This window comes from Ruegeria meonggei (assembly GCF_042768335.1).
In the GTDB taxonomy this organism is placed as follows: Bacteria; Pseudomonadota; Alphaproteobacteria; order Rhodobacterales; family Rhodobacteraceae; genus Ruegeria; species Ruegeria meonggei.
Map to the genome: position 1 here is coordinate 1,221,056 of NZ_JAXHBT010000001.1, position 21,574 is coordinate 1,242,629.

Here is a 21,574-nt window from a genome sequence, read left to right on the forward strand (position 1 = left end):
GCTCCTGCAGGGATGGGTGATTCGTATGAACCGAATCATTAGCGCGTGAAAGTGATTCGGCCACCCGTTTACCCGTTTTTCTTTTCCAGTGCCTTACGAAAACACCACTTTAGCGCTGTTTTCGTTCGAAATTGATACCTGACGTGATTGCCTTGAACGCATCTTTCTCGTCGCGGTTGATTCGCGCGCCATTGTCGGCAATGTCGAAAACAGCCTTGTCCTCGTTCTGGCTGCGGCTTGTGCGGTTACGCTCTTCGGCGGCCTGGGCCAGCCGGTATGTCAGCGCCTCATCGGCCAAATCGGACAGTTCCTCTGCGGCTTCGGCAATCTCAGCATCCAATCCCCGGAGCGCTTTGATCTTTGCGAGTTCTTCGGCCAGAGTCATCTCGGCCTTTTCAACGTCGCCTGGTTTGGACACACTAGGGATTACTGCGACATGGCGAAGGGCCAGCAGGTTTTCAAGGGCCTGCGGCCCCAAATTTTCGGCGATATGATCCTTCAGGCTGTCGGGGTCGTCTATGGCGTGGCGAAGAATGGCGTGGCGCAGCGATGCGTGATCGGGATCGCGGCACTCCATCTCCTCCAACTGGTGTTCGAACTGAACGACGACTTGTGGATTCAGGGCGGCGATGGCCAGAATAGCAGCTTCGCGCAACTGAATCTCGGCATTCTCGGAAGAGGCCAGAAACGAGGCCCGCGCCCCGGGCGACGCCGGCTGCGGCTGAGGTTTCCACTTGCCGCGCGGTTGCCAGGACCGGTTTTGCTGTTGCCGCTGTGGGCGGAACAACTGCCAGCGCAGGTCTTTGATCTCTTGCCCGTAATGCGACCGGATCGACGGATCCCGGATCAGCTTGATCTTGTCGCGCAGAGTTTTGTCCAGCGCCGCCTTACGCTCGGGGCTGTCAAATACTTTGCCCTCGGTTTCGCGCTGCCACAGCAGTTTGACCATCGGAATAGCGCCATCCAGAACCGATTGCACAGCGCCTGCCCCTTCGGCCCGTAGCAGATCATCGGGGTCTTTCCCCTCGGGCATCAGGGCAAACCGTAGGGATTTCCCGGCCTCAAGCAACGGCAGCGCTAGATCGACCGCACGCATCGCCGCGCGCAGGCCCGCCGTGTCGCCATCCAGTGCAATGATCGGCTCATCCGAGATGCGCCACAGCAGTTGCAGCTGATGTTCGGTGATCGCAGTCCCCAATGGGGCGACAGACGCACCAAACCCGGCTTCGCCCAGCGCGATCACGTCCATATAGCCTTCGGACACGATCAGCGGTTGCCCCTTACCTGCTGCCTGACGAGCGGGGCCGTGGTTATAAAGGCTGCGGCCCTTATCGAACAAATCGGTCTCGGGCGAATTCAGGTATTTTGCGTTGTCATTTGGGTCCATCGCCCGGCCACCAAAGGCGATACACCGGCCACGCGGGTCACGGATCGGGAACATGATCCGGTTGCGGAACGTGTCGTACGGCTTTTTGCCCTTGTTCGATGGTTTAGCCAGCCCTGCGTCCAGGATCAGATCCTCTGCCACGTTCTTGCCGCGCAGATGATCCCACAGACCTTGCCAGCCTTCCGGCACAAAACCGATCTCCCACCGGTCAAGCGCCTGGTCGTCCAACCCGCGGCGTTTCAAGTAATCGCGGGCCTCGGCCCCTGCCCCGGTCTTGAGTTGCAGGCGAAAGAACTGCACCGCCTGCTCCATCACCTCGGCGAGTTGCGACCGGTGATCCTGTTTTTCCTGCGCTTTGGGGTCCCGAGCGGGCATCGGCAACCCGGCCTCGCGCGCCAGAATCTCAACCGCTTCGATGAAAGAGACATTTTCGGTCTCTTTCACAAAGCTGATCGCATCACCTTTGGCATGACATCCAAAGCAGTAATAGAACCCTTTTTGGTCATCCACATGGAACGAGGCCGTCTTTTCATGATGAAATGGGCACGGCGCCCACATGTCGCCCTTGCCCTGGTTGGATTTGCGCGCATCCCACATGACTTTGCGCCCAACAACCTGAGACAGGCTGAGCCGGGTGCGCAATTCATCCAGAAATCCAGGAGGCAGTGACATGCATCAAACCTGACAGAAACGGAAACGCGCGCCAAGGGGATGACGCGCGTTTGTCCACAGAGAAATGAAGTCGCTGTGGATTATTGCTGCAGGCAAAGCTCCAACCACGCGGCGCCCAGGTCTTTTTTGCGTACGTCGCGCATTTTTTGCTCATAGACCCAAGGGGTGATCAGCGGCACAGCTGCATTATAGTTCTCTGGCCATGTGGGGGACGTGTCAGCAACGGCCTGCGGCACGTTGCGTTCCTTGACACGATCCAGTCGTGCTTTTTGAATCGCCGCAACGACATCCGCCTGATACTGGCAGCTTTGTTTTTTGGTTTCTTCGGCAGCCAGAGGTGTGGCCAAAACAATGGCCGCGATGGCGATACGCAACATGGGGGTCTCCCGGATTCGTTTCTGTCGCGGCAGCTTACCCAGATGACAACTGGCCTGCCATCTTACTTTTCATCGCATGGGATCAATTGATACTGCGGGCAAGCAGGCCGTAACCTGCCTGCCCGCAAGGCCATGGGTTAAAGCCCCTTGGCGCGATAGCTTTTCGAGACCCGGTCGACGGCCACTATATAAGCTGCGGTTCGCAGGTCTTCGACATCATCCCGGCTGTGCCAAACCTCGCGCATTGCCTGATAAGCAATACGCATGGTGTCATCGAGGCCAGAGCGCACCAGCTCGAGTTCGTCCGCACCCCTAAGGTACTTGGCCTTGAAGTCCGGCGACATTGACCACGCATCCCCCAGGTAACGGTCCAGCCGCTCCAACTCGCTGACGATCAGCTCGTGGCGCGCCTCTTCCTGGCGGCGTTGCATCCGGCCAAAGCGGATGTGGCTCAGGTTCTTGACCCACTCGAAGTAAGACACTGTCACGCCGCCCGCATTTGCATACATGTCGGGAATGATAACAGTGCCCTTCTTGCGCAGGACCTCATCCGCACCTGCCGTGACAGGTCCGTTTGCCGCCTCGATGATCAAAGGTGCCTTGATCCGGTCCGCGTTGGTCAGGTTGATGACACCCTCAAGTGCCGCCGGAACAAGAATTTCACATTCCTGCTCCATCACCGTAGCGCCTTCGGCCGTGTGAGTGGCGTCAGGATAGTCTTTGACGCCGCCATGTTTCACGATCCACTGGCGCACCGATTCAACGTCGATCCCGTCGGGATTGTACAATGCGCCATCCCATTCGATGATTCCCACAATCCGCGATCCGTCTTCCTCGCTCAGGAATTTGGCCGCGTGGTATCCCACATTGCCCAGCCCCTGTACGATCACGCGCTTGCCATCCAGTTTTCCTGACAGACCCGCCTTTTTGACATCCTCGGGGTGCCGGAAAAACTCGCGCAGAGCGTATTGGATGCCCCGGCCAGTCGCTTCGACCCGTCCGGCGATGCCACCCGCATTCAGCGGCTTGCCGGTAACGCAGGCCCGCGCGTTGATATCCGTCGTGTTCATTCGCGCGTATTGGTCGGCCATCCAGGCCATCTCACGTTCGCCCGTGCCCATATCCGGGGCAGGTACGTTCTGAGACGGGTTGATCAGGTCACGCTTGGCCAGCTCATAAGCGAAACGACGGGTGATCTGTTCCAGCTCATGCTCTTCGTATTTGCGAGGATCAATACACAGCCCCCCTTTTGAGCCGCCAAAAGGTGTTTCGACCAGCGCGCATTTGTAAGTCATCAGCGCTGCCAGCGCCTCAACCTCGTCCTGGTTCACTGCAAGGGCATATCGAATACCCCCTTTGACCGGCTCCATATGCTCGGAATGAACGGATCGATATCCTGTGAATGTGTGGATCTCTCCACGTAGGCGAACGCCGAACCGCACCGTGTAGGTGGCGTTGCAGACCCGGATTTTTTCTTCCAGCCCCGGGGGCAGATCCATCAGAGACGCCGCTCTGTTGAACATGAGATCTACACTCTCGCGAAAGCTGGGTTCTTTTATGGCCGTCATTTAATCCTCCGTGCCAGCGAACGACTTGCGTCCTGACGTTTTGTCGCACCCAATGAGTAAACGATCAATAATTATGCAGAAATAAAAGCGCAAAAGTCGCAGAAAACTTTCCGGCGGCAGCTGAGTCGCCATATTTCGGGCTTACCTTCGCTATTGTAGCGGAAACAGGGACAGACGGGTCAAAGACCGTAAAATTATCCTTCAAATACCAGCAAAGACACCAGAACCAGGGCTATATCGCCCAATTCCCGCCACGATTCGGCGTTAATTTCCTAGTGTTAACTTTTCCTTAGCAGTGTTGGATGTCTGCTCAGCGAGGTCACCAGGATGGTAAGGCGCGTATTAAAGAACGGTACGAAGAAAATTAAAGACAGTGTATCCATGTCCCGACGGTTCACAAAGAGCGAAGACGGGAATTTTACGATATTCGTCTTAATGGGGTTCCTGGTAATCTTTGCCACGACCGGTATCGGCGTCGACATCATGAATTTCGAACGCGACAGGGCGAACCTCCAGTCCACACTGGACCGTGCTGTTCTTGCGGCAGCTGACCTTGATCAGAAACTGCCACCTCGCGACGTAGTGGAAGCCTATCTCGACAAGGCCGGGCTCAGCGACAAGCTGGACACGATTACCGTTCAGGAAAGACTGGGATCCAGGATTGTTTCGGCAACGGCCGTAGTTGTTGTCGATACTCACTTCATGAGCTTTGCCGGAGTTCCCGAGTTGACAGCCAATGCGGCAAGCACCGCGGAAGAGTCTATAGGCTTCATCGAAATTTCGATGGTTCTGGATATGTCCGGCTCAATGAGCCGCGCTTCGGCAACGCCTGGGGTTTCCAAGATTGCGACGTTGCGAGAAGCGGCGAAAGAATTTGTAACGGACATGCTGGATAAGACGGAAGAAGACACAATTTCGATTTCCATTATTCCATACGCAACTCAGGTCAACGCTGGTGCAAACATTCTGGACAAGTTTGACAACGTTTCTTCCGAACACAATTATTCCCATTGCGTGAACTTCACTTCCAGCCAGTTCAACAGCGCTGCGCTGAGCCCGTCGACCGTTCTGCAAAGAACCGGCCATTTTGACGTTTTCACAAATTCGGAAAACCCAATCTCGGCCCCTGTTTGTCCGGTACGTTCAGGTAGTGAGATCACGGCATTGACCGACGATATTGACGATCTGCATGATCAAATCGACGCGTTGACGCCGAACGGAAACACGTCGATCGATATTGGTATGAAATGGGGTTCGGCAATGTTGGATCCTCAATTCCGCACCATTACCAGCGAATTGGCTACAGAAGGCATCGTTCCCAACAAATTCAGCGACCGCCCTCTCTCGTATGAAGAGGACGTGCTGAAGGTGGTTATCGTAATGACCGATGGGCAGAATACATCGCAGTACCGTCTTGAATCCGAGTATCGTGATGGCATGTCGGATGTTTGGTTCAACCCGGACTATGTTCGTGACAGTGGTAAAAGAGGCGAATACAGCGTACGCGTATCTACCGATCCTGATCGCTTTTTCTGGACACAACAGGACCAGTTTGCCAACCACGCTTACGGCGACAACGAGCCTGGTGAGGCAACCCGCCTTACTTATCCTCAACTGTTCAACCGGGCATCTGTGTACTGGAACGCCGTCAACAACTATTACTTCCAAAGTGACTATGTTCAGAATTGGTATCGTGACGTGTACAGAAGCACAGGTTCTGGGACGAAAAACACACGCACCTCGAATATTTGCGGTGCAGCCAAAGACAAAGGCATGATCGTCTATGGTATCGCCTTTGAAGCCCCACAAAGCGGTCTGAACACAATCGTTGATTGCGCAAGCTCGATAAGCCATGTCTACGACGTCGATGGTGACGAACTTGAAGACGCTTTCGAATTTATCGCGTCCTCGATCAAAAAGCTGAGGTTGACGCAATGATCCGCAAACTCCTTGGTAAAGTGGTGCGTTTTAAGCGCAAGGAAAACGGCGCAGTGACCGTGGAGTTCGTGATCATTTTTCCGGTGTTCATGTTCTTTATCCTCAGCGCAATGGAATACTCACTGGTGACCATGCAGCAGGCGATGCTGGAGCATTCAGTGGACCGGACGGTGCGTGATATTCGCCTGGGTACGGGCGCTAACCCCACTCATGATGAGATCAAAGCTTCGATCTGCGAAAAGGCGGCAGTGATCAGGGACTGCTCATCTAATCTACAACTGGAAATGATCATCCAAGACGCGTTTGTAGGTGTGAACCTGCCTGCCGAGGCTGACTGCACAGACAATTCCGAAGAAGTAAAACCGGTTCGTGAATTCAGCAATGGTGCATCAAACGAACTGATGATCTTGCGCGCCTGTGCAAGAGTCGACCCCGTTTTTCCAACTTCGGCCATGGGGCGCGCTTTGGTTGATGAGACCGGTCAGATCGCACTAACTTCGACAACTGCCTTCGTTCAGGAGCCATAAAACATGCGATTGTTTTCAAGAATCCGCCGGCGCTTGGGCTCGTTTTCGCGTAATGAACGCGGGATGATGACCGTGGACGCTGTCATAATCTTTCCGATGTTGGTTTGGACCATAACCGGCGCCTTCACCTTTTTCGACGGATTTCGTCAAAGCGCCTCTAATCTAAAGGCCGCCTACACTGTTGGTGACTTGATTTCGCGTGAAACACAACAGATTACAGATACTTACATCGAGTCATTGCATGAACTCATGCAGCGGATGGTGAGCAATAACAGCGAACTGAAACTGCGTGTAACGCTGGTTGTGTTTGATGAGGATGATGATCGCCACTACGTTCGGTGGTCGACGCAGTGCGGATACGGTGCAATCTGGACCAACGCCAACATTGGAAACATGCGCGACAATCTTCCGCCCATGCCCAATCAGGATACTTTGATCATTGTCGAGACATCAAACGATTACGAACCGGTGTTTGAAACGATCCTGAGTGACGGATGGGTTTCGAGAGACAAAGTCTTTACCAACTTCGTATTCACGCGGCCGCGTTTCACTAACGAAATCGCAGCAGACGTGTCCGTTACGTCCTGCTAGCAATCATTGCAGAGAGAATTTCTGACATAAACTTGTTTTCGGCGGCTGCCGTCATGCCGCCGATTCCAGTTCGTCGCCCCAGTCGCCACCACAGGCCAGGCGCCCAGTGATACCTTGCGCTGCTGCGAGTCTTTACGAGAAAACCGTTCGACGGTTTGAACGCAAAGACGCCGCGATCCACGGTCTCAATATCCTCAACATTGGCGATCAGATGCCCTGCCCCGGTTCTGAGCTCGGTTTCGGTCAACTCAATCCACTCGTTGGTCGCGCTCCACATACGATACGCAAGCCAGAACGCAGCAGCCCCAACCACAAGCAGGAACAGCACCCATTGCGGTTCTGGCGGGTTGGCCAGTGCGACAAAGATCGACAGACCTCCTACGACACTCAGCATGCCAACACCCAGCCAGCGTCTGGGGCCTGAGGCCTTGATCGTTGCCAGAACTTCCTGTTGCATGCGTATCCCCTGCTCTTTTCAACCGGGTTTAGCGGCTTTGCACCGGGAAAGACAGAGGCGAAAGTGACTGCGGGTTTTTGCACATTCTCCGTTCATTCCTGCGAATTGACGCATCCTGTCCACAGGTTACATCTGACCCATTGCTGCAGGAGGCCACAATGTCCCTAAGACCCACCCTGGAAACCCGGAAATCCGTTCCCACACGTGAAGGCGCAGGCGTTAAACTGCATCGTGCCTTTGGGTTTCAGGACCCGTCCGAGTTGGACCCGTTTTTGCTGTTTGATGATTTCCGGAACGATCAACCGCAGGACTACCAGGCGGGATTTCCATGGCACCCTCATCGCGGCATTGAAACGATCACGTATGTGCTGGCCGGAACGGTTGAGCATTCGGATTCGCTGGGCAATAGCGGGACGTTGGGTGCGGGGGATGTTCAGTGGATGACGGCAGGGTCCGGTATCCTGCATCAGGAAATGCCCAAGGGTAACCTGTCGGGTCAGATGCATGGGTTTCAACTGTGGGGAAATCTTCCGTCAGATCAAAAAATGACAGCTCCCCGATATCAGGATGTCCAAAGCAAAGAGATACCTGAGATCACCGACGACGACGGCACCACAGTGCGCGTGATCGTGGGGCAGTTTTGGGGCAAGATTGGCCCCGTAGACGGTATTGCAGCTGACCCGCAATACCTGGACATCGAGGTTCCGGCTGGGGTTAAAAAGACCTTTCGGATCGACACCTACCGCCGCGCCTTTGCCTATGTTTTCCAGGGACAAGCCGCCTTTGCAGATGCATCACAACCCGCTGGCGTTCTTCTTGAGAAGGAAGTGGCCGGGCAAGAGGTCAATATCCGCGACATGTCCGGCGACAGAACCCTTGTGCGCTTTGGCACAGGGGATGAGATCACCGTTCAAGCCGGCCCCGACGGGGTGCGGTTCTTGCTGATCTCGGGCGCGCCAATTGATGAGCCGGTGGCGTGGCATGGCCCCATTGTCATGAATACAAGGGCCGAGCTTGAACAAGCCTTCAGCGAGCTGCGAAACGGTACGTTCATTCGCCCTGCACACTAGGCGCGTGCCGTACCACTGAATCAGGCCGTCACAGACCGGTGCACCATGTCCCAATACGCCTGTTCGACTTCGTCCAGCGACAACCGTCCGCCTGCCCGATACCAGGTCATCACGCCGTTCAGCATCGCTATCACGGCGAACGTGGCGATCTTGGTGTCTGCAATGTCAAACGCGCCTGCCGCCTGCCCTCTGCGCAAAATAGCCTCCAGCGCGTTTTCATAGGTCCGGCGCAGCGCCTCAATCTGGGCGAAGTTATCGGACGACAGGTTGCGCAACTCCATATAGGCGATGAACACCTCGTCCGGGCGCTGCAGGTGAAAGCGTATGTGAAATCCAACAAACTGGCGCAACGCCTCGGCCGCGTCTTCGGTTTGGTCCTGATCTGCGTAGGCCGTAATCAGATCCTGCATATGTTCGTACATCAGACGGAACAGAAGGCTCTGTTTATCCGGCGTGTAATTATAAAGCGCCCCGGCCTGCACACCGACCTCGGCTGCTATCTGGCGCATGGACACCGCCGCATACCCATGGCGTGCGAACAATGCCAACGCCGCTTCGCGGATGCGCGGGCCGGTGATGTCGGAATGAGAACCCTGAGTACGTGCCATGGCCACACCGTATCTGAACGCCTGTTCAGATAGAACCCCGCTTGAACCAAATGGGCAAAAGGTGCATCACGGTTGCAATTGTCCTTGAAAGGTTGCGCATGAAGCCCCTGCCTTTGCTGATCCTGTTTCTTGCCTGTGCGGGATGCACGAATTTCCCCGAACTTGAAGGCCGGGAGCAGCCCGATGTCAAATCCGCGCGCTACCCTAAGCTTATTCCATTGCAGGAAAACCTCGGCCCCCCAATCGACCCTGTGAACGAGGCGGCAGAGGTCGAAGAAGACCTTCTTGCGCGGCGCGAGGCGCTGCAGAAGAAGTCAGAAGAATTGCAAAATGTGGAAATCGACTGACAGCCGGCCTTTTCACAGCCCCGTCCTGGACCGCGACGCATTGCACCCCTGGCCCAAACCCGGTAAGGCAGCGCTAAACGGGCGCACAGCCTGAACAACAGGAATTCGAGCGGAAAGGAACCCACGGGATGACACAGGCGCTGCGGCTGGGAATTGCGGGCTTGGGAACCGTAGGTTTGGGTGTCGTGAAAATCGTCCGCCGCCATGCCGATCTGCTGCAGGCGCGCACCGGCCGACCGATAGTGATCACTGCTGTATCAGCACGGGACGCAGCCAAAGATCGCGGCGTGAACCTGTCCGATTACGCTTGGGAAACCGACCCGGTGGCGCTGGCTAAACGCGACGACATCGATGTGTTCGTCGAACTGATGGGCGGTGAAAACGGCCCCGCCAAAGCCTCGGTCGAGGCGGCGCTGGCCAGCGGCAAGGACGTGGTCACAGCGAACAAAGCCTTGCTGGCCATTCACGGTCAGGATCTGGCCGAACAGGCCGAAGCCACCGGTCGTGTCATCCGGTTCGAAGCTGCCGTTGCAGGTGGAATCCCGGTGATCAAATCCCTGACCGAAGGGCTGGCAGGTAACGAGATCACGCGCGTCATGGGCGTGATGAATGGCACCTGTAATTACATCCTGACCCGAATGCAGTCGCAGGAACAGGGTTACAACGCGCTGTTCGAGGAATGTGCGCAGCTGGGATATCTGGAAGCTGACCCCAACCTGGACGTGGGCGGGATCGACGCAGCGCATAAGCTGGCACTACTGTCCTCGATTGCCTTTGGCACCAAGCCGAATTTCGACGGAATACAGATCGAGGGCATTCAGCACATCAGCCTGGATGACATTCATCAGGCCGCCGACATGGGTTATCGGATCAAACTGCTGGGCGTGGCGCAAAGATCCGCGCGCGGTCTTGAACAACGCATGCAACCCTGTCTGGTGCCCAGTGCATCCGCCCTGGGTCAGTTGGAAGGCGGCACCAATATGGTCGTGATTGAAGGCGACGCGGTTGATCAGGTTGTCTTGCGCGGCCCCGGCGCGGGCGAAGGCCCAACTGCCAGTGCGGTGATGGGCGATGTATGCGATCTGGCGCGCGGGCTGCAAATCTCGACCTTTGGCCGCCCTGCAACCTCTCTTCAAGAGGCGACCCCGGCAATAACCGGCTTGCCAGCCCCCTATTACCTGCGTCTTGCCCTGTTCGACAAACCCGGAGCGCTGGCCAAAGTGGCTGCAATTCTGGGCGACGCTGGTGTGTCGATCGACAGGATGCGCCAATACGGCCACTCGGAAAGCACCGCGCCTGTTTTGATCGTTACACACAAGACGACACGCGCCACATTGGACGTTGCCCTGGAAGGGTTCCGCGCGACCGATGTGGTTTCCGGCGAACCTGTTGCATTGCGGATTGAAGAGGTTTGACTCTTGCAGCCTGCCCAAGGCGCAGGCTATGCCGAACACAACGCCTTTACTGACCTGAGGATACCCAAGATGAGTGCTGCCAAAACCGATTTCAACGACCGCCTGCTGTCTCTGGGGCTTGCCCGGGTTGCCGAACAAGCCGCTCTTGCGTCTGCCTCGCTGGTTGGGCGTGGTGATGAAAAAGCCGCCGATCAGGCCGCGGTGAATGCCATGCGCGAACAGCTGAACCTGCTGGACATCGCGGGTGTCGTGGTCATCGGCGAAGGCGAGCGTGACGAAGCGCCGATGCTGTTCATTGGCGAAGAGGTTGGCACCGGCAACGGCCCCGGCGTGGATATCGCACTGGATCCGCTGGAAGGCACCACGCTGACCGCCAAGGACATGCCCAACGCGTTGACCGTGATCGCCATGGGCCCGCGCGGTTCAATGCTGCACGCGCCCGACGTCTATATGGACAAGCTGGCTGTTGGGCCGGGTTATCCCGAGGGTGTCGTCAATCTGGACATGACCCCGCGCGAGCGTGTCGAAGCGCTGGCCATGGCCAAGAACTGCACCCCTGCTGACATCACTGTCTGCATACTGGAACGTCCTCGTCACGAAGCGATGATTGCCGAAGTGCGCGAAACCGGTGCCTCGATCCGTCTGATCACCGATGGCGACGTAGCTGGTGTCATGCACTGCGCCGAAAGCGAAGTGACCGGCATCGACATGTATATGGGCCAGGGTGGCGCCCCCGAGGGCGTTCTGGCCGCGGCAGCTTTGAAATGCATGGGTGGTCAGATCTATGGTCGGCTGCTGTTCCGCAACGATGACGAACGCGGCCGCGCCGCCAAAGCCGGCATTGCCGATCTGGACCGCGTCTATGACCGCGATGAGATGGTGACGGCGGACGTGATCTTTGCTGCGACCGGCGTCACCGGCGGCTCTCTGCTGCCGCGCATCAAGCGCGAGCCAGGCTGGGTTGAGACAACAACGCTGCTGATGCGTTCGAAAACCGGTTCGGTACGCCGCATGTCCTATCGTACACCGACATGGCCGCACGACGACGCATGACAGCTTGCGCCGATGCCCTCAGCGAGAGTATTTGTCAAAGATGAAGAGGCCGGGTCCGAGAGGGTCCGGCCTTAGCACATAAGAGGCAAGGTATGAGCTTTCTAGGGGTTGAACAGTCATTGTCCGGGCGGCGCTGGGTCGGCCCTACAGCCGACGTGGAACGCGCCACCGAAATGCTGGTGCAACAGGCTGGCCTGCCCCGCGCGGTCTGTCAGGTGCTGGCCCGGCGTGGCGTCCCGGCGATGGGAGCACAGGGGTTTCTGGATCCCAAACTGAAAGAACTGCTGCCAGACCCGCGCTCTATGCGGGATATGGAAACGGCCGCCAAACGATTCCTGGCGGCGGTCAAAGTCCGGCAGAGGATCGCCGTTTTTGCAGATTATGACGTTGATGGCGGCAGCTCGGCCGCCTTGCTGCTGGTCTGGTTGCGGCAGATGGGCTTGCAGGCCACGCTCTATGTCCCTGACAGGATCGACGAAGGATATGGACCTAATGTACCAGCCATGCAGGCTTTGGCTGCAGATCATGACCTGATCATCTGCGTCGATTGCGGCACGCTCAGCCACGAACCTATTGCAGCTGCTAAAGACGCCGATGTCATCGTTCTGGATCACCATCTGGGTGGTGAGACATTGCCTGATTGTGTCGCTGTGGTGAACCCGAACCGGCAGGATGAAGGCGGCGACCTGGGTTATCTCTGCGCCGCCGGTGTTGTGTTCCTGATGCTGGTCGAAGCCGGGCGGCAGTTGCGTGAGGCCGGCGCCGAAAGCCCCGACCTGATTTCCCTGCTCGATCTGGTGGCCCTGGCGACCGTCGCCGACGTCGCCCCCCTGATCGGGGCAAACCGGGCACTGGTGAGACAGGGGTTGAAGGTCATGGCCCAAAGGCAAAGGCCGGGTCTGGTGGCACTGTCCGACGTGGCGCGGATGGATGCAGCGCCAAACAGTTATCACCTGGGGTTCCTGCTTGGGCCACGGGTGAATGCAGGTGGCAGGATTGGCCAGGCCGATCTGGGCGCACGCCTGCTCAGCACCGACTCGATGACCGAGGCCGAGGCCCTATCGCAACGGCTGGATGAGCTGAACACCGAGCGTCGCGATATCGAAAACGCGGTCCGCGCAGCCGCGCTGGATCAGGCCGAAGACCGCGGTCTGGACGCGCCCCTGGTTTGGGCAGCGGGTGAAGGCTGGCACCCCGGCGTCGTCGGTATTGTCGCGTCGCGACTGAAGGAAAACGCCAACCGTCCCGCAATTGTCATCGGCTTTGACGGGGATGAGGGCAAAGGATCAGGCCGGTCGATATCCGGCGTCGATTTGGGGGCCTCAATCCAAAAGCTGGCAGCCGAAGGACTGTTGGTCAAAGGCGGCGGCCACAAGATGGCGGCGGGCCTGACCGTGATGCGCGACCAGTTGGAACCAGCGATGGCGCGGCTAAGTGAATTGCTGGCCAAACAGGGCGCGGGTGACGGCGGCCCAGCCGACCTGAAACTGGACGGCACGCTGATGCCGGGTGCGGCCACGGTGGATCTGATCGAAGAGATCGAAAAGGCAGGTCCGTTTGGGGCCAGTGCCCCTGCCCCGCGCTATGCCCTGCCCGATCTGCAGGTTCGGTTTGCAAAACGTGTCGGTGAAACCCATCTGAAACTGTCCCTGTCCGACGGCATGGGCGGTGGATTGGACGCCATCGCCTTTGGGGCCTTTGATGGCCCGATGGGTGACAAGCTGTCCAATCACGGCGGTGCGCGGTTCCATTTTGCCGGGCGGCTTGAGGTCAACACCTGGGGTGGCCGACAGAGCGTGCAGCTGAGGCTTGAGGACGCCGCCGAGGCAAATTGATCGCGGTTTCAGAGCCTCCAAAAAACTTTCACATCCCTGCGTTTTTCGGCTTGCGGGGGTGCTAGGTAAACCGTAAAAGGCCCTCCACAAGCCAGCTGTGGCCCGTTCGTCTATCGGTTAGGACGCCAGGTTTTCAACCTGGAAAGAGGGGTTCGATTCCCCTACGGGCTACCACTTGTGCTTGTCAGGTCCAAATGGCCCGTTCGTCTATCGGTTAGGACGCCAGGTTTTCAACCTGGAAAGAGGGGTTCGATTCCCCTACGGGCTACCATTTTCTGCATCACAATCCGAACTTTTCGTGGCACAGGCCCTGCACCTGTTCCCAGATGGATTTGAATTCCGGCGTGTTTTCTGCTGCGTAGTGGAAGTTCTTTATCAACCCGGTGGCCTGGGTGAACACCTGCCGCACCTCGGCCTTGTCCGCAAATTCCGCCGTTGACTGCGTGACATCGTAGACCAGCTTAAAGGTCATCTTCTGACGTTCTAACGGTACGGTTGCGTCCACTTTGTCAAAGGCATCCTGCTGCAGATAGACCATATCCACGAACAGGCCTTTTTGCTGGGTGACGAAATCTTCGATCGTGACACCCTCTTCACCGGTCACCTGCATCATCTGGTCGACTTGTTCGCCCTTTTCGATCAACGCCAACAGATCGCGCACCTTTTCTGTCCATCCAACCTCGGCGTTCTTGTCATACCAATCGGACAGCTGATCCAGATAGCGTGACCAGCTGAGCATCGGATCAACAGCCGGATAGAACCGTTTGTAGGCGCGTTCCGACGACAGGCCGAGGAAACACTTGACCGTCGACAATGTCGACTGAGTGACCGGTTCGTCAAAGTTGCCGCCGGCCGGTGACACGGTGCCGATCAGGGTCAGGCTGCCCAGATCACCGTCATTGGTTTTCAACGCCCCGGCACGCTCGTACAAGCCCTTGATCGAGCTTTCCAGATAAGCCGGGAACCCTTCTTCGCCCGGAATCTCCTCGAGCTTGCCCGAGGTTTCGCGCATCGCCTGCGCCCAACGGCTGGTGCTGTCAGCGATCAGCAACACGTCATAACCCATCTGGCGGTAATACTCGCCCAGCGTGATGCCGGTGAAGATCGACGCCTCACGCGCGGCAACGGGCATCGAGGAAGTGTTGCAGATGATGATCGTCCGATCCATCAGGCTGCCGCCGGAGGTCGGGTCGGTCATCTTAGGAAACTCGGCGATGGTCTCGACCACCTCGCCCGCGCGTTCACCGCAGGCCACTACGATCACGATATCGACCTTGGCGTTCCGTGCGATCAGGTTCTGCAAAACCGTCTTACCCGCCCCAAAAGGCCCCGGAATACAGGCCGTCCCCCCGCGCGCAATTGGGAAAAACGTATCAATAAGGCGCTGAGAAGTCAGGATCGGCTCGGTCGGGTAAAGCCGCTCGGACAGGGCGCGTTTCAGGATGCTTTCCGGCAAAGGGCGTCTCACCGGCCATTTCTGCGACAAGGTCAGTGTATGCTCGCCCCCCTGCGCATCCTCAAGACGCGCGACAATGTCGTGGATCGTGGCGGCACCCTTTTGGACCCAGACAACCTTGTAGTCGCCAACCCAATTGAAGGGCAGCATGATCTTGTGGCTAAAATGCCCTTCGGGCACGGTTCCGATACTGTCGCCAGCTGTGACCGTGTCGCCAACCTTGACCGAAGGCGTGAACGACCATTTGGCCTGTGTATCCAATGGTGCCACATCCGCCCCGCGAGGCAGGAACGTCCCGAATTCAGCGGCCACCTTGGGCAGTGGCGATTGCAACCCGTCAAACACCTGCCCCAACAGGCCTGGGCCCAGTTCGACCGACAACAGCTGCCCCGATTGTTCGACCGGATCGCCCACTGCCACGCCATCAGTGCTTTCATAAACCTGCACATCCGCCGTGTCGCCGCGCACGCGCAGAACTTCGGCCTTCAACCGTTCCTGACGCCCGTCCGGACCAGAGCGTGTGGGTCGGATAAACACCACCTCATTCTTGACCAACTGACCGGGATGGCCCGCAGCATCCGGGTTGGCCTGAATCTGCACCAGCCCTTCCTGCACAGCGATAACGCGGGCGGTGGCGGTTTGTTTGGCTGAGGTTGGGGCAGTCATGTTCTTGCTCCCTCAAAGTCGATTTCCACGGCGCCGGCCATCGCCTGCTGCGCCATCTTTTCAAATCGTTTGGCCGCATCCGGCGCATTGCTTTGCGCCCAGCGGTCGAAAATGTTCCAGATCAGCACGTAGATCGCCACGGCCTCAAAATCGAACAAATGGCGGGCGGCATGGTGCTTTAGCTGCTTGTGGCTGACCGACAAAAGCAGCCGCTCCAGACCCAGCGGTTCATCTGCGTCCAGCAGCTGTTTGGCTTCTTTGAGCCAGGGCATCACTGTTTCCAACCCAAACCCAGGGTCTGCCCAGTTGGCAGGGATGTGACGGCTCCATCGGCCCAGGCCGAAGGTCTCAGTTGAGGGCCTGCCGCCCTGTTTGCGCAGACGCAAGGCCGCAACGGCCGTGCGCAGATCCATCCGCGCGGTGAACAACGCGCGCAAGGTTGGTTGAGGGATTTCGCGAACCGCGTCTTTGCAACGCGCGATGGCCTGCGCGTCGGTGACGCCCATGTCATAATCGCTCCAGTTCAGCGCATGTTCCAACACCTTCAGCACGCGCGCGTCTTTTGGTGTCAATGCACTGAGCCGACGATCCAACCTGATCCGTGACAGGGGCGGCTGTTTTGCGACAAACAAACGTTCTGAACCCGGCAGGCTGCTGATCAATGCGATATAGGCGTCGGGGTTCGACATGCTAACGGATCACCCCCTCTAACACCGCACGAAAGCGCGGTTGAAGATGCTCCATCAGCAGCGAGGCTACCGCTTTGTCCGTCAAATCCAGCACCACGCCCTGATCCTCGGCCCGCACCTGAATTCCGTCCTGCGCACTGTCCGCGGCGTGCAGCTCGACCTGGTCTCGCAGCATTTTGGCAGTCAATCCCAAGACGTATTTCGTCAGCTTGCCGGATTGAATGTCATCGGCGTTCTGTTTGATATCCTCTTGCGTGGCAACTTTGGCGGGAAGGATCACTTGCACCTTGCCGTCCAGATTGGCCCTTTCAGCAGCGCGGCCGACGACTTCGAGGATCATCTGTTTCAGCAGGTCCGGATCGGACATTTCCTTGGTGACCAGACGCTCGACATCTTCGCGAAACCGATCCGTCAGCCCGGCTTTCATGGTTAGTACCGCATCGCGCATGGCGGTATTCAGCGCCTCTTCCCCTGCGGCGCGGTAATTTTCGGATTCGACCCGGGCCTTTTTCTGAAAGGCCTCTGCCTCACGCCTTGCATCGGCCAGGATTTTCGCCGCCTCTGCCTTGGCTTCGCCACGCAGCTTTTCCGCGTCGGCCTGCCCGGCCGCGACACCTTCATTGCGCAGTTTGTCGATCAGGGCGTCGACCCCGTGCGAGATTATATCATCCTGTGCCATCAACTGATCCCCGCGCTGATGACCAGAGCGAAGACAAAGGCAAAGACACCGAACCCTTCGATGATCGCAGCCGGGGCCAACGCCAGTCCGAAGATTTCGGGTTTCTCTTTGGTCGCGTTGATGGCCGCTGCGCAGGCCCTACCCTGCCATATGCCGCAATACATCAGCGCGATGCCCGACAGAATGCCGATCCCAAACAAACCGCCCGCATTTTCGGGGGTCACATCGCGGTTCAAGGTGAACATGATGACGATGCCGTAAATCACCATTGTTGAGGGAAAGGCCGAAACCCCAACGAAACGGCCATATCCGCCATCCGTTTCAGTCATAGCTCCGATACTGGCCATTCCGGCGATAGAGCACCCAATAGCGCTTGCCGCTGCGCCCAATGCCATGGGGGCATAGATACCCAGCCAACCCAATGTAAGAACAAGCTCATTCATTCCTGAACCTCCTTGCGGGCGAACGGACGAAATACAATGCCTTCATCCGGCAGACCCCATTTAAAGAACTCGATGTAGTTGAGGCGTAATCCGTGGACGACGCCGCTCATCATCGCCAACGCGAAATTAAGGACATGGCCGATGATCAGGATCAGCAGGCCAAACAGAATACCCGGCCCCTTGAGCGCTTGCATCACTGACATTGCCAGATCATTGAAGGTGATCGCCAGCGAGGCCGAGGCCAGCCCCAGCGCAAACAGGCGCATATAGCTGAGCACATCGCCAAAGGCGCCCATCGCCCCGGCCAATCTCTGCAGACCTTCCAGGAATTGCCACAGCCAGTCGGTCGGTGTTTTGATGACCCGCTCGCTGGAAAACAGCACGATCGCCAGAACGCCCGTCCCCGCCAGTGCGCCGCCCGAGACCAGCGAGGCCCCTTTGATATAACCAAGCCAAACAAGGAACCCACCAACCAGAACTGCAATCCAGCCCAGATTTGCAATCGCACTGCGCCGCCCCCATGCGGCCCGCGCGGCCAGTGCGTTGGCCAGAACCAGATGCAGGACGCCGACAACAATCGAGATCATCATCATTGCGCCGAAGTTGTTGAAGTCGAGAAGTTTGAGTTTGGCCCAAACTGACCCCTGGGGCGGTATCACACCGAAATAACTGCCGACCAGAACGCCATACAGGATCGTTGCGCCCGAGACGATCAACCCGAAACGCCGCCAAGATCGTTCTTTGGCCGTTCCTGCCAACCGTTTCCAGAACAACAAAAGCCCCACAAAGATGACCGCTCCATACCCTGCATCAGCGACGATCATCGCAAAGAAAATCGCGAATGAGGCGGCGACGATGATGCTGGGATCCCAATCCTTGTAGCCCGGCACTTGATAGAACAGCGCCAGATCTACCGCAGCGGCGCGCTTGTCTGGTTGTTCCAGCAATGTGGGTGGGATGTCTTCGGGGCCGGGTCTTTCGATCAAAACGGCGCCGTTCTTGGATTTGGCCAGGTCCAGCACCGCATCAATACGATCCTCGGGCACCCAGCCTTGCAACGCGAACATGGCGTTTTCATCGCGCACCTTCTGGGTCGCATGGGCCAGTTCCGCAGCACTTTCCGCCGCCGACAGGTTGCGCCGCATCAGGGTCAGATAGCGCGTCTGTGCCACCCGCTCGGCCTCTAGGGTTTCAATCGCGATCTCGGCCTCTTCCAACTGCGCCTCTAGCTCGTGAATGGGCAACGACCCAGTGTGTGTACGCGGGACCGGCAGGATGTCGTCGCCTGGGTCATCGGGGCCAATCAACACCGCATAGATAAAGCGATGGTCCTGCTCCAATATCGCCCACGGCAGTGTCAGGTCGCCCAATGCATCCCGGTGCTTGAGTGGCAGTTGGTAGAACCACAACCGATTGTCCGCCAGAACGTCGGCGGGCGGGAAATCCAGATCCCCCCAAGGACGCACCTGCGCAATCCGATGGGCCAGAAAATCCCGCCGATCCAGCATCTCGCGGCTGCGTTGCATCAGATCCAGCACATCCCGGACAAACTGATCCATATCGAAGTCGGGATCACGCTGAATCTGACGGCGCGTATCCGCCACATCGGTCAGAAACCGCAATGCCTTATAGGCGTCCCGCGCTCCGCGTTGGTTGATCTTTTCCGGCTCATCAGGCGGAGAGGCAAGCGGCAAAACGTGCATGCAGCCGAGATCCTGCAGGGCCTCAAGTGTATCGGTCTTACGTGCGGCGGGTCCAACCAGCGACAGTTTACTGAGCCTTGCAACACTCACGACACAGCCTCCTGCGCGTGCTTACGTTTCGAAATTTTCGAACGCACGACCGCCTGCATCTGCTCATCACTCAGATAGATGCGGATTTTCTTGATGTTGGCCTTGGCCCGTGGGATCAGAACCTTTTCGAAAAGGTTGACGCGCTGGGTGATCGTGGCCACAGCTTTGTCGAAAATCTTCACCCGTTCTTTGGCCACTGTGACGCGCAGGCGGGCCTCGATCATGTCATGCAACAACTGCGCTGTCGCATCGACCCAATGCGGTTTTGCCAACAAGGAATACGGTCGCACCGCGACCCCGATCCGGTCAAGCGCAGGCATTTTGACACCCACCACGTTGACTTCGGTGACCTTGTAATCCTTCAGCTCCACCAACCCGTTCAGATCGACATCCTGCTGCGCCAGCATCGGCAGCTTTTCCCCGACCTGCTGCGCCAGATCTCGAACCTCTTGCTGCAGGCGCATGACGTCCGTCCGCGCCTTGGCGCGTTCCGCCATCAATTGCTGGCGTTTGAGATCCAGTGACGGCAAGAACCGCTCATAGCTTTTCAACTGCATCTGCTGGCGGGCCAACGACGATTTATTCAGCTGCAACCGTGCCATCGGCATCCTTTGGGAAATACTTGTCGATCAAAGCCTGCTTCATCAACAACTGCCCGGGCGCGAAACATTCCGCCAGAGTTTTCCAGCCCAGATCCAACGCCTCCTCCAGCGGGATCGAGACGTTGATATCCATGAAACGCGCGCGGAACAGGGCTCCGAATTTCAGCAATTGGTGATCATAATCCGACAGATCAAAGGCCATCGCCTGCTTCTGCGCGGCATCGCGGCTTTCAGAATAGAACCGGATCATCGTGTTCATGATCTGGCCGTGATCTTCGCGAGTGGTTTTGCCGATCACGTTCTGCTTGAGGCGCGACAGGCTGCCAAACGGGTCGATCACGCCCGAGTGTAAATAGATCTGCCCTTCGGTGATATAACCCGTGTTGTCCGGCACAGGATGGGTCACGTCATTGCCCGGCATCGTCGTGACGGTCAGCACAGTGACCGACCCGCCTTTGGCGTAATCACAAGCCTTCTCGTATCGCCGCGCCAGCTGAGAATAGAGGTCTCCCATGTAACCCCGCTGCGATGGCACACGTTCTTGGCTGATGCCGACCTCTTTCATCGCATCGGCATAGGCCGTCATGTCTGTCAGCAAAACCAGAACGCGCTTGCCCTCTTCCACTGCGAACTTTTCGGCCACGGCCAGTGCCATGTCAGGCACCAGCAGGCGTTCCACCAACGGGTCCATCGCCTGATTGACAAACATCACCGTCCGCGAGAACACGCCAGCGTCCTCGAAAGACGTACGGAACGTATAATAGTCATCGAAAATCAGCCCCAATCCACCGAAAACCACAACATCGGCGTCCGCCTGAATGCCAATGCGGCTGAGGAAGGTATTGAAGGGTTCGCCCGAGACCGAAAAGATCGGGATCTTCTGGCTTTCCACCAGCGTGTTAAACACGTCGATCATCGGCACATCGGTGCGGATCATCTTGTTCGGCACTGCACGCTCTACAGGGTTTACCGTCGGCCCACCGATATCGATCCGGGGCTCTGCCGACAGATCCGGCCCACCGTCGATCGCCTCACCCGCCCCGTCAAACACACGCCCCAGAATGTTGGCTGAATACGGGGTCTGCATAGGATGGCCAAGGAAGGTTGCCGTCGCTTCGGTCGAGATTCCCTTGGTGCCCGAAAACACCTGCAGCGTAACCACATCCCGATCAATGAAAATCGCCTGCGCCAGTGTCTTGTGCCCGTCCACCGTTTCTATCACGGCCAGATCGTTGAACCGAACGACTGCCTGAGCAGAGCCGTCCAACGGCACCCTGACCTTGATCGTATCGCCCACAATTTCCAGAACACGCGTGTACTTCAAAAGACTTTGGGACATCACCTATCCTCAGCCGCGCAATAGAAATATCTGAAACCACTTTACGGAAAATCACGAACGAA

20 protein-coding genes and 2 tRNA genes are annotated in these 21,574 nt (G+C 57.5%); 10 read left to right on the forward strand and 12 right to left on the reverse strand.

Annotation, left to right across the window (positions count from 1 at the left end; genetic code table 11):
* Positions 1-109: 109 nt before the first annotated feature.
* The 3 genes from dnaG to SJY13_RS06085 all read right to left on the reverse strand — a co-directional run bounded on the left by dnaG (position 110) and on the right by SJY13_RS06085 (position 4,004).
* Positions 110-2,059 carry a DNA primase gene (gene dnaG, locus SJY13_RS06075; protein ID WP_377188932.1) on the reverse strand — a complete coding sequence of 650 codons (1,950 nt, stop codon included), beginning with the start codon at positions 2,057-2,059 and terminating at the stop codon, positions 110-112.
* Between the two features lie 80 nt (positions 2,060-2,139).
* Positions 2,140-2,436: a hypothetical protein gene (locus SJY13_RS06080; protein WP_377188935.1), complete on the reverse strand. Its 297-nt coding sequence runs from the start codon at positions 2,434-2,436 to the stop codon at positions 2,140-2,142.
* A gap of 137 nt (positions 2,437-2,573) precedes the next feature.
* The gene (locus SJY13_RS06085; RefSeq protein ID WP_085821849.1) at positions 2,574-4,004 is read right to left on the reverse strand and encodes a Glu/Leu/Phe/Val family dehydrogenase; all 1,431 of its coding nucleotides are present in this window, start codon (positions 4,002-4,004) and stop codon (positions 2,574-2,576) included.
* Between the two features lie 327 nt (positions 4,005-4,331).
* Between SJY13_RS06085 and SJY13_RS06090 the strand changes: the two genes are divergently transcribed.
* Genes SJY13_RS06090 through SJY13_RS06100 form a run of 3 tightly spaced genes read left to right on the forward strand, consistent with a single transcriptional unit; the run spans position 4,332 to position 7,060 of the window.
* Positions 4,332-5,942, forward strand: coding sequence for a pilus assembly protein TadG-related protein (locus SJY13_RS06090; protein WP_377188938.1), 1,611 nt, complete (start codon positions 4,332-4,334; stop codon positions 5,940-5,942).
* Positions 5,939-6,469, forward strand: a complete 531-nt coding sequence (locus SJY13_RS06095) for a TadE/TadG family type IV pilus assembly protein (RefSeq protein WP_085821851.1) — start codon at positions 5,939-5,941, stop codon at positions 6,467-6,469. Before SJY13_RS06090 ends, SJY13_RS06095 begins: the two co-directional genes overlap by 4 nt.
* Before the next feature lie 3 nt (positions 6,470-6,472).
* Positions 6,473-7,060: a TadE/TadG family type IV pilus assembly protein gene (locus SJY13_RS06100; protein WP_377188941.1), complete on the forward strand. Its 588-nt coding sequence runs from the start codon at positions 6,473-6,475 to the stop codon at positions 7,058-7,060.
* Here SJY13_RS06100 and SJY13_RS06105 read toward each other — a convergent pair.
* Positions 7,047-7,517 carry a hypothetical protein gene (locus SJY13_RS06105; RefSeq protein ID WP_377188944.1) on the reverse strand — a complete coding sequence of 157 codons (471 nt, stop codon included), beginning with the start codon at positions 7,515-7,517 and terminating at the stop codon, positions 7,047-7,049. The genes SJY13_RS06100 and SJY13_RS06105 overlap by 14 nt on opposite strands.
* Positions 7,518-7,675: 158 nt before the next feature.
* On the opposite strand from SJY13_RS06105, the gene SJY13_RS06110 reads away from it, so the two are divergent.
* A complete protein-coding gene (locus SJY13_RS06110; protein WP_377188947.1) occupies positions 7,676-8,587 on the forward strand; it encodes a pirin family protein in 912 nt (303 codons plus the stop codon).
* 20 nt (positions 8,588-8,607) lie between these two features.
* Here SJY13_RS06110 and SJY13_RS06115 read toward each other — a convergent pair whose 3' ends face one another.
* On the reverse strand, positions 8,608-9,195 hold the full coding sequence (locus tag SJY13_RS06115) for a TetR/AcrR family transcriptional regulator (protein ID WP_377188950.1): 588 nt from the start codon (positions 9,193-9,195) through the stop codon (positions 8,608-8,610).
* Positions 9,196-9,293: 98 nt separating this feature from the next.
* Here SJY13_RS06115 and SJY13_RS06120 point away from each other — a divergent pair, with 98 nt between their 5' ends.
* The 6 genes from SJY13_RS06120 (at position 9,294) to SJY13_RS06145 (ending at position 14,116) form a co-directional block, all read left to right on the forward strand.
* Entirely contained in the window at positions 9,294-9,542 is a 249-nt protein-coding gene (locus SJY13_RS06120) for a hypothetical protein (protein WP_085822019.1), read from the forward strand.
* Between the two features lie 128 nt (positions 9,543-9,670).
* Positions 9,671-10,957: a homoserine dehydrogenase gene (locus SJY13_RS06125; RefSeq protein WP_377188954.1), complete on the forward strand. Its 1,287-nt coding sequence runs from the start codon at positions 9,671-9,673 to the stop codon at positions 10,955-10,957.
* Between the two features lie 69 nt (positions 10,958-11,026).
* A complete protein-coding gene (glpX, locus tag SJY13_RS06130) occupies positions 11,027-12,010 on the forward strand; it encodes a class II fructose-bisphosphatase (protein ID WP_377188957.1) in 984 nt (327 codons plus the stop codon).
* A gap of 92 nt (positions 12,011-12,102) precedes the next feature.
* A complete protein-coding gene (recJ, locus tag SJY13_RS06135) occupies positions 12,103-13,845 on the forward strand; it encodes a single-stranded-DNA-specific exonuclease RecJ (protein WP_377188960.1) in 1,743 nt (580 codons plus the stop codon).
* Positions 13,846-13,944: 99 nt separating this feature from the next.
* Positions 13,945-14,019, forward strand: a tRNA-Glu gene (locus tag SJY13_RS06140).
* 22 nt (positions 14,020-14,041) lie between these two features.
* Positions 14,042-14,116: transfer RNA gene (locus tag SJY13_RS06145), tRNA-Glu, on the forward strand.
* A gap of 9 nt (positions 14,117-14,125) precedes the next feature.
* Here SJY13_RS06145 and SJY13_RS06150 read toward each other — a convergent pair.
* The 7 genes from SJY13_RS06150 to SJY13_RS06180 are packed head-to-tail and all read right to left on the reverse strand — an operon-like array spanning position 14,126 to position 21,512.
* On the reverse strand, positions 14,126-15,967 hold the full coding sequence (locus SJY13_RS06150; RefSeq protein ID WP_377188963.1) for a V-type ATP synthase subunit A: 1,842 nt from the start codon (positions 15,965-15,967) through the stop codon (positions 14,126-14,128).
* Entirely contained in the window at positions 15,964-16,656 is a 693-nt protein-coding gene (locus SJY13_RS06155; protein WP_377188966.1) for a hypothetical protein, read from the reverse strand. Before SJY13_RS06155 ends, SJY13_RS06150 begins: the two co-directional genes overlap by 4 nt.
* A gap of 1 nt (position 16,657) precedes the next feature.
* Positions 16,658-17,335 carry a hypothetical protein gene (locus SJY13_RS06160; protein ID WP_377188969.1) on the reverse strand — a complete coding sequence of 226 codons (678 nt, stop codon included), beginning with the start codon at positions 17,333-17,335 and terminating at the stop codon, positions 16,658-16,660.
* Positions 17,335-17,778 carry an ATP synthase subunit C gene (locus SJY13_RS06165; RefSeq protein ID WP_085821863.1) on the reverse strand — a complete coding sequence of 148 codons (444 nt, stop codon included), beginning with the start codon at positions 17,776-17,778 and terminating at the stop codon, positions 17,335-17,337. Before SJY13_RS06165 ends, SJY13_RS06160 begins: the two co-directional genes overlap by 1 nt.
* Positions 17,775-19,571: a V-type ATP synthase subunit I gene (locus tag SJY13_RS06170; protein WP_377188972.1), complete on the reverse strand. Its 1,797-nt coding sequence runs from the start codon at positions 19,569-19,571 to the stop codon at positions 17,775-17,777. Before SJY13_RS06170 ends, SJY13_RS06165 begins: the two co-directional genes overlap by 4 nt.
* A complete protein-coding gene (locus tag SJY13_RS06175; RefSeq protein WP_377188975.1) occupies positions 19,568-20,173 on the reverse strand; it encodes a V-type ATP synthase subunit D in 606 nt (201 codons plus the stop codon). Before SJY13_RS06175 ends, SJY13_RS06170 begins: the two co-directional genes overlap by 4 nt.
* Positions 20,151-21,512, reverse strand: a complete 1,362-nt coding sequence (locus SJY13_RS06180) for a V-type ATP synthase subunit B (RefSeq protein ID WP_085821865.1) — start codon at positions 21,510-21,512, stop codon at positions 20,151-20,153. The genes SJY13_RS06175 and SJY13_RS06180 overlap by 23 nt, the downstream gene beginning before the upstream one ends.
* Between the last annotated feature and the right edge of the window lie 62 nt (positions 21,513-21,574).

Excerpts from the sequence above, each read along its gene's own strand:
- SJY13_RS06105 (WP_377188944.1), bottom strand. The coding sequence starts at position 7,517 with ATGCAACAGGAAGTTCTGGCAACGATCAAGGCCTCAGGCCCCAGACGC.
- SJY13_RS06115 (WP_377188950.1), bottom strand. The coding sequence starts at position 9,195 with ATGGCACGTACTCAGGGTTCTCATTCCGACATCACCGGCCCGCGCATC.
- SJY13_RS06120 (WP_085822019.1), top strand. The coding sequence starts at position 9,294 with ATGAAGCCCCTGCCTTTGCTGATCCTGTTTCTTGCCTGTGCGGGATGC.
- SJY13_RS06090 (WP_377188938.1), top strand. The coding sequence starts at position 4,332 with ATGGTAAGGCGCGTATTAAAGAACGGTACGAAGAAAATTAAAGACAGT.
- SJY13_RS06165 (WP_085821863.1), bottom strand. The coding sequence starts at position 17,778 with ATGAATGAGCTTGTTCTTACATTGGGTTGGCTGGGTATCTATGCCCCC.
- SJY13_RS06155 (WP_377188966.1), bottom strand. The coding sequence starts at position 16,656 with ATGTCGAACCCCGACGCCTATATCGCATTGATCAGCAGCCTGCCGGGT.
- SJY13_RS06095 (WP_085821851.1), top strand. The coding sequence starts at position 5,939 with ATGATCCGCAAACTCCTTGGTAAAGTGGTGCGTTTTAAGCGCAAGGAA.
- SJY13_RS06110 (WP_377188947.1), top strand. The coding sequence starts at position 7,676 with ATGTCCCTAAGACCCACCCTGGAAACCCGGAAATCCGTTCCCACACGT.
- SJY13_RS06180 (WP_085821865.1), bottom strand. The coding sequence starts at position 21,512 with ATGTCCCAAAGTCTTTTGAAGTACACGCGTGTTCTGGAAATTGTGGGC.
- SJY13_RS06080 (WP_377188935.1), bottom strand. The coding sequence starts at position 2,436 with ATGTTGCGTATCGCCATCGCGGCCATTGTTTTGGCCACACCTCTGGCT.
- SJY13_RS06160 (WP_377188969.1), bottom strand. The coding sequence starts at position 17,335 with ATGGCACAGGATGATATAATCTCGCACGGGGTCGACGCCCTGATCGAC.
- SJY13_RS06175 (WP_377188975.1), bottom strand. The coding sequence starts at position 20,173 with ATGGCACGGTTGCAGCTGAATAAATCGTCGTTGGCCCGCCAGCAGATG.
- SJY13_RS06100 (WP_377188941.1), top strand. The coding sequence starts at position 6,473 with ATGCGATTGTTTTCAAGAATCCGCCGGCGCTTGGGCTCGTTTTCGCGT.
- recJ (WP_377188960.1), top strand. The coding sequence starts at position 12,103 with ATGAGCTTTCTAGGGGTTGAACAGTCATTGTCCGGGCGGCGCTGGGTC.
- SJY13_RS06085 (WP_085821849.1), bottom strand. The coding sequence starts at position 4,004 with ATGACGGCCATAAAAGAACCCAGCTTTCGCGAGAGTGTAGATCTCATG.
- dnaG (WP_377188932.1), bottom strand. The coding sequence starts at position 2,059 with ATGTCACTGCCTCCTGGATTTCTGGATGAATTGCGCACCCGGCTCAGC.
- SJY13_RS06125 (WP_377188954.1), top strand. The coding sequence starts at position 9,671 with ATGACACAGGCGCTGCGGCTGGGAATTGCGGGCTTGGGAACCGTAGGT.
- glpX (WP_377188957.1), top strand. The coding sequence starts at position 11,027 with ATGAGTGCTGCCAAAACCGATTTCAACGACCGCCTGCTGTCTCTGGGG.
- SJY13_RS06150 (WP_377188963.1), bottom strand. The coding sequence starts at position 15,967 with ATGACTGCCCCAACCTCAGCCAAACAAACCGCCACCGCCCGCGTTATC.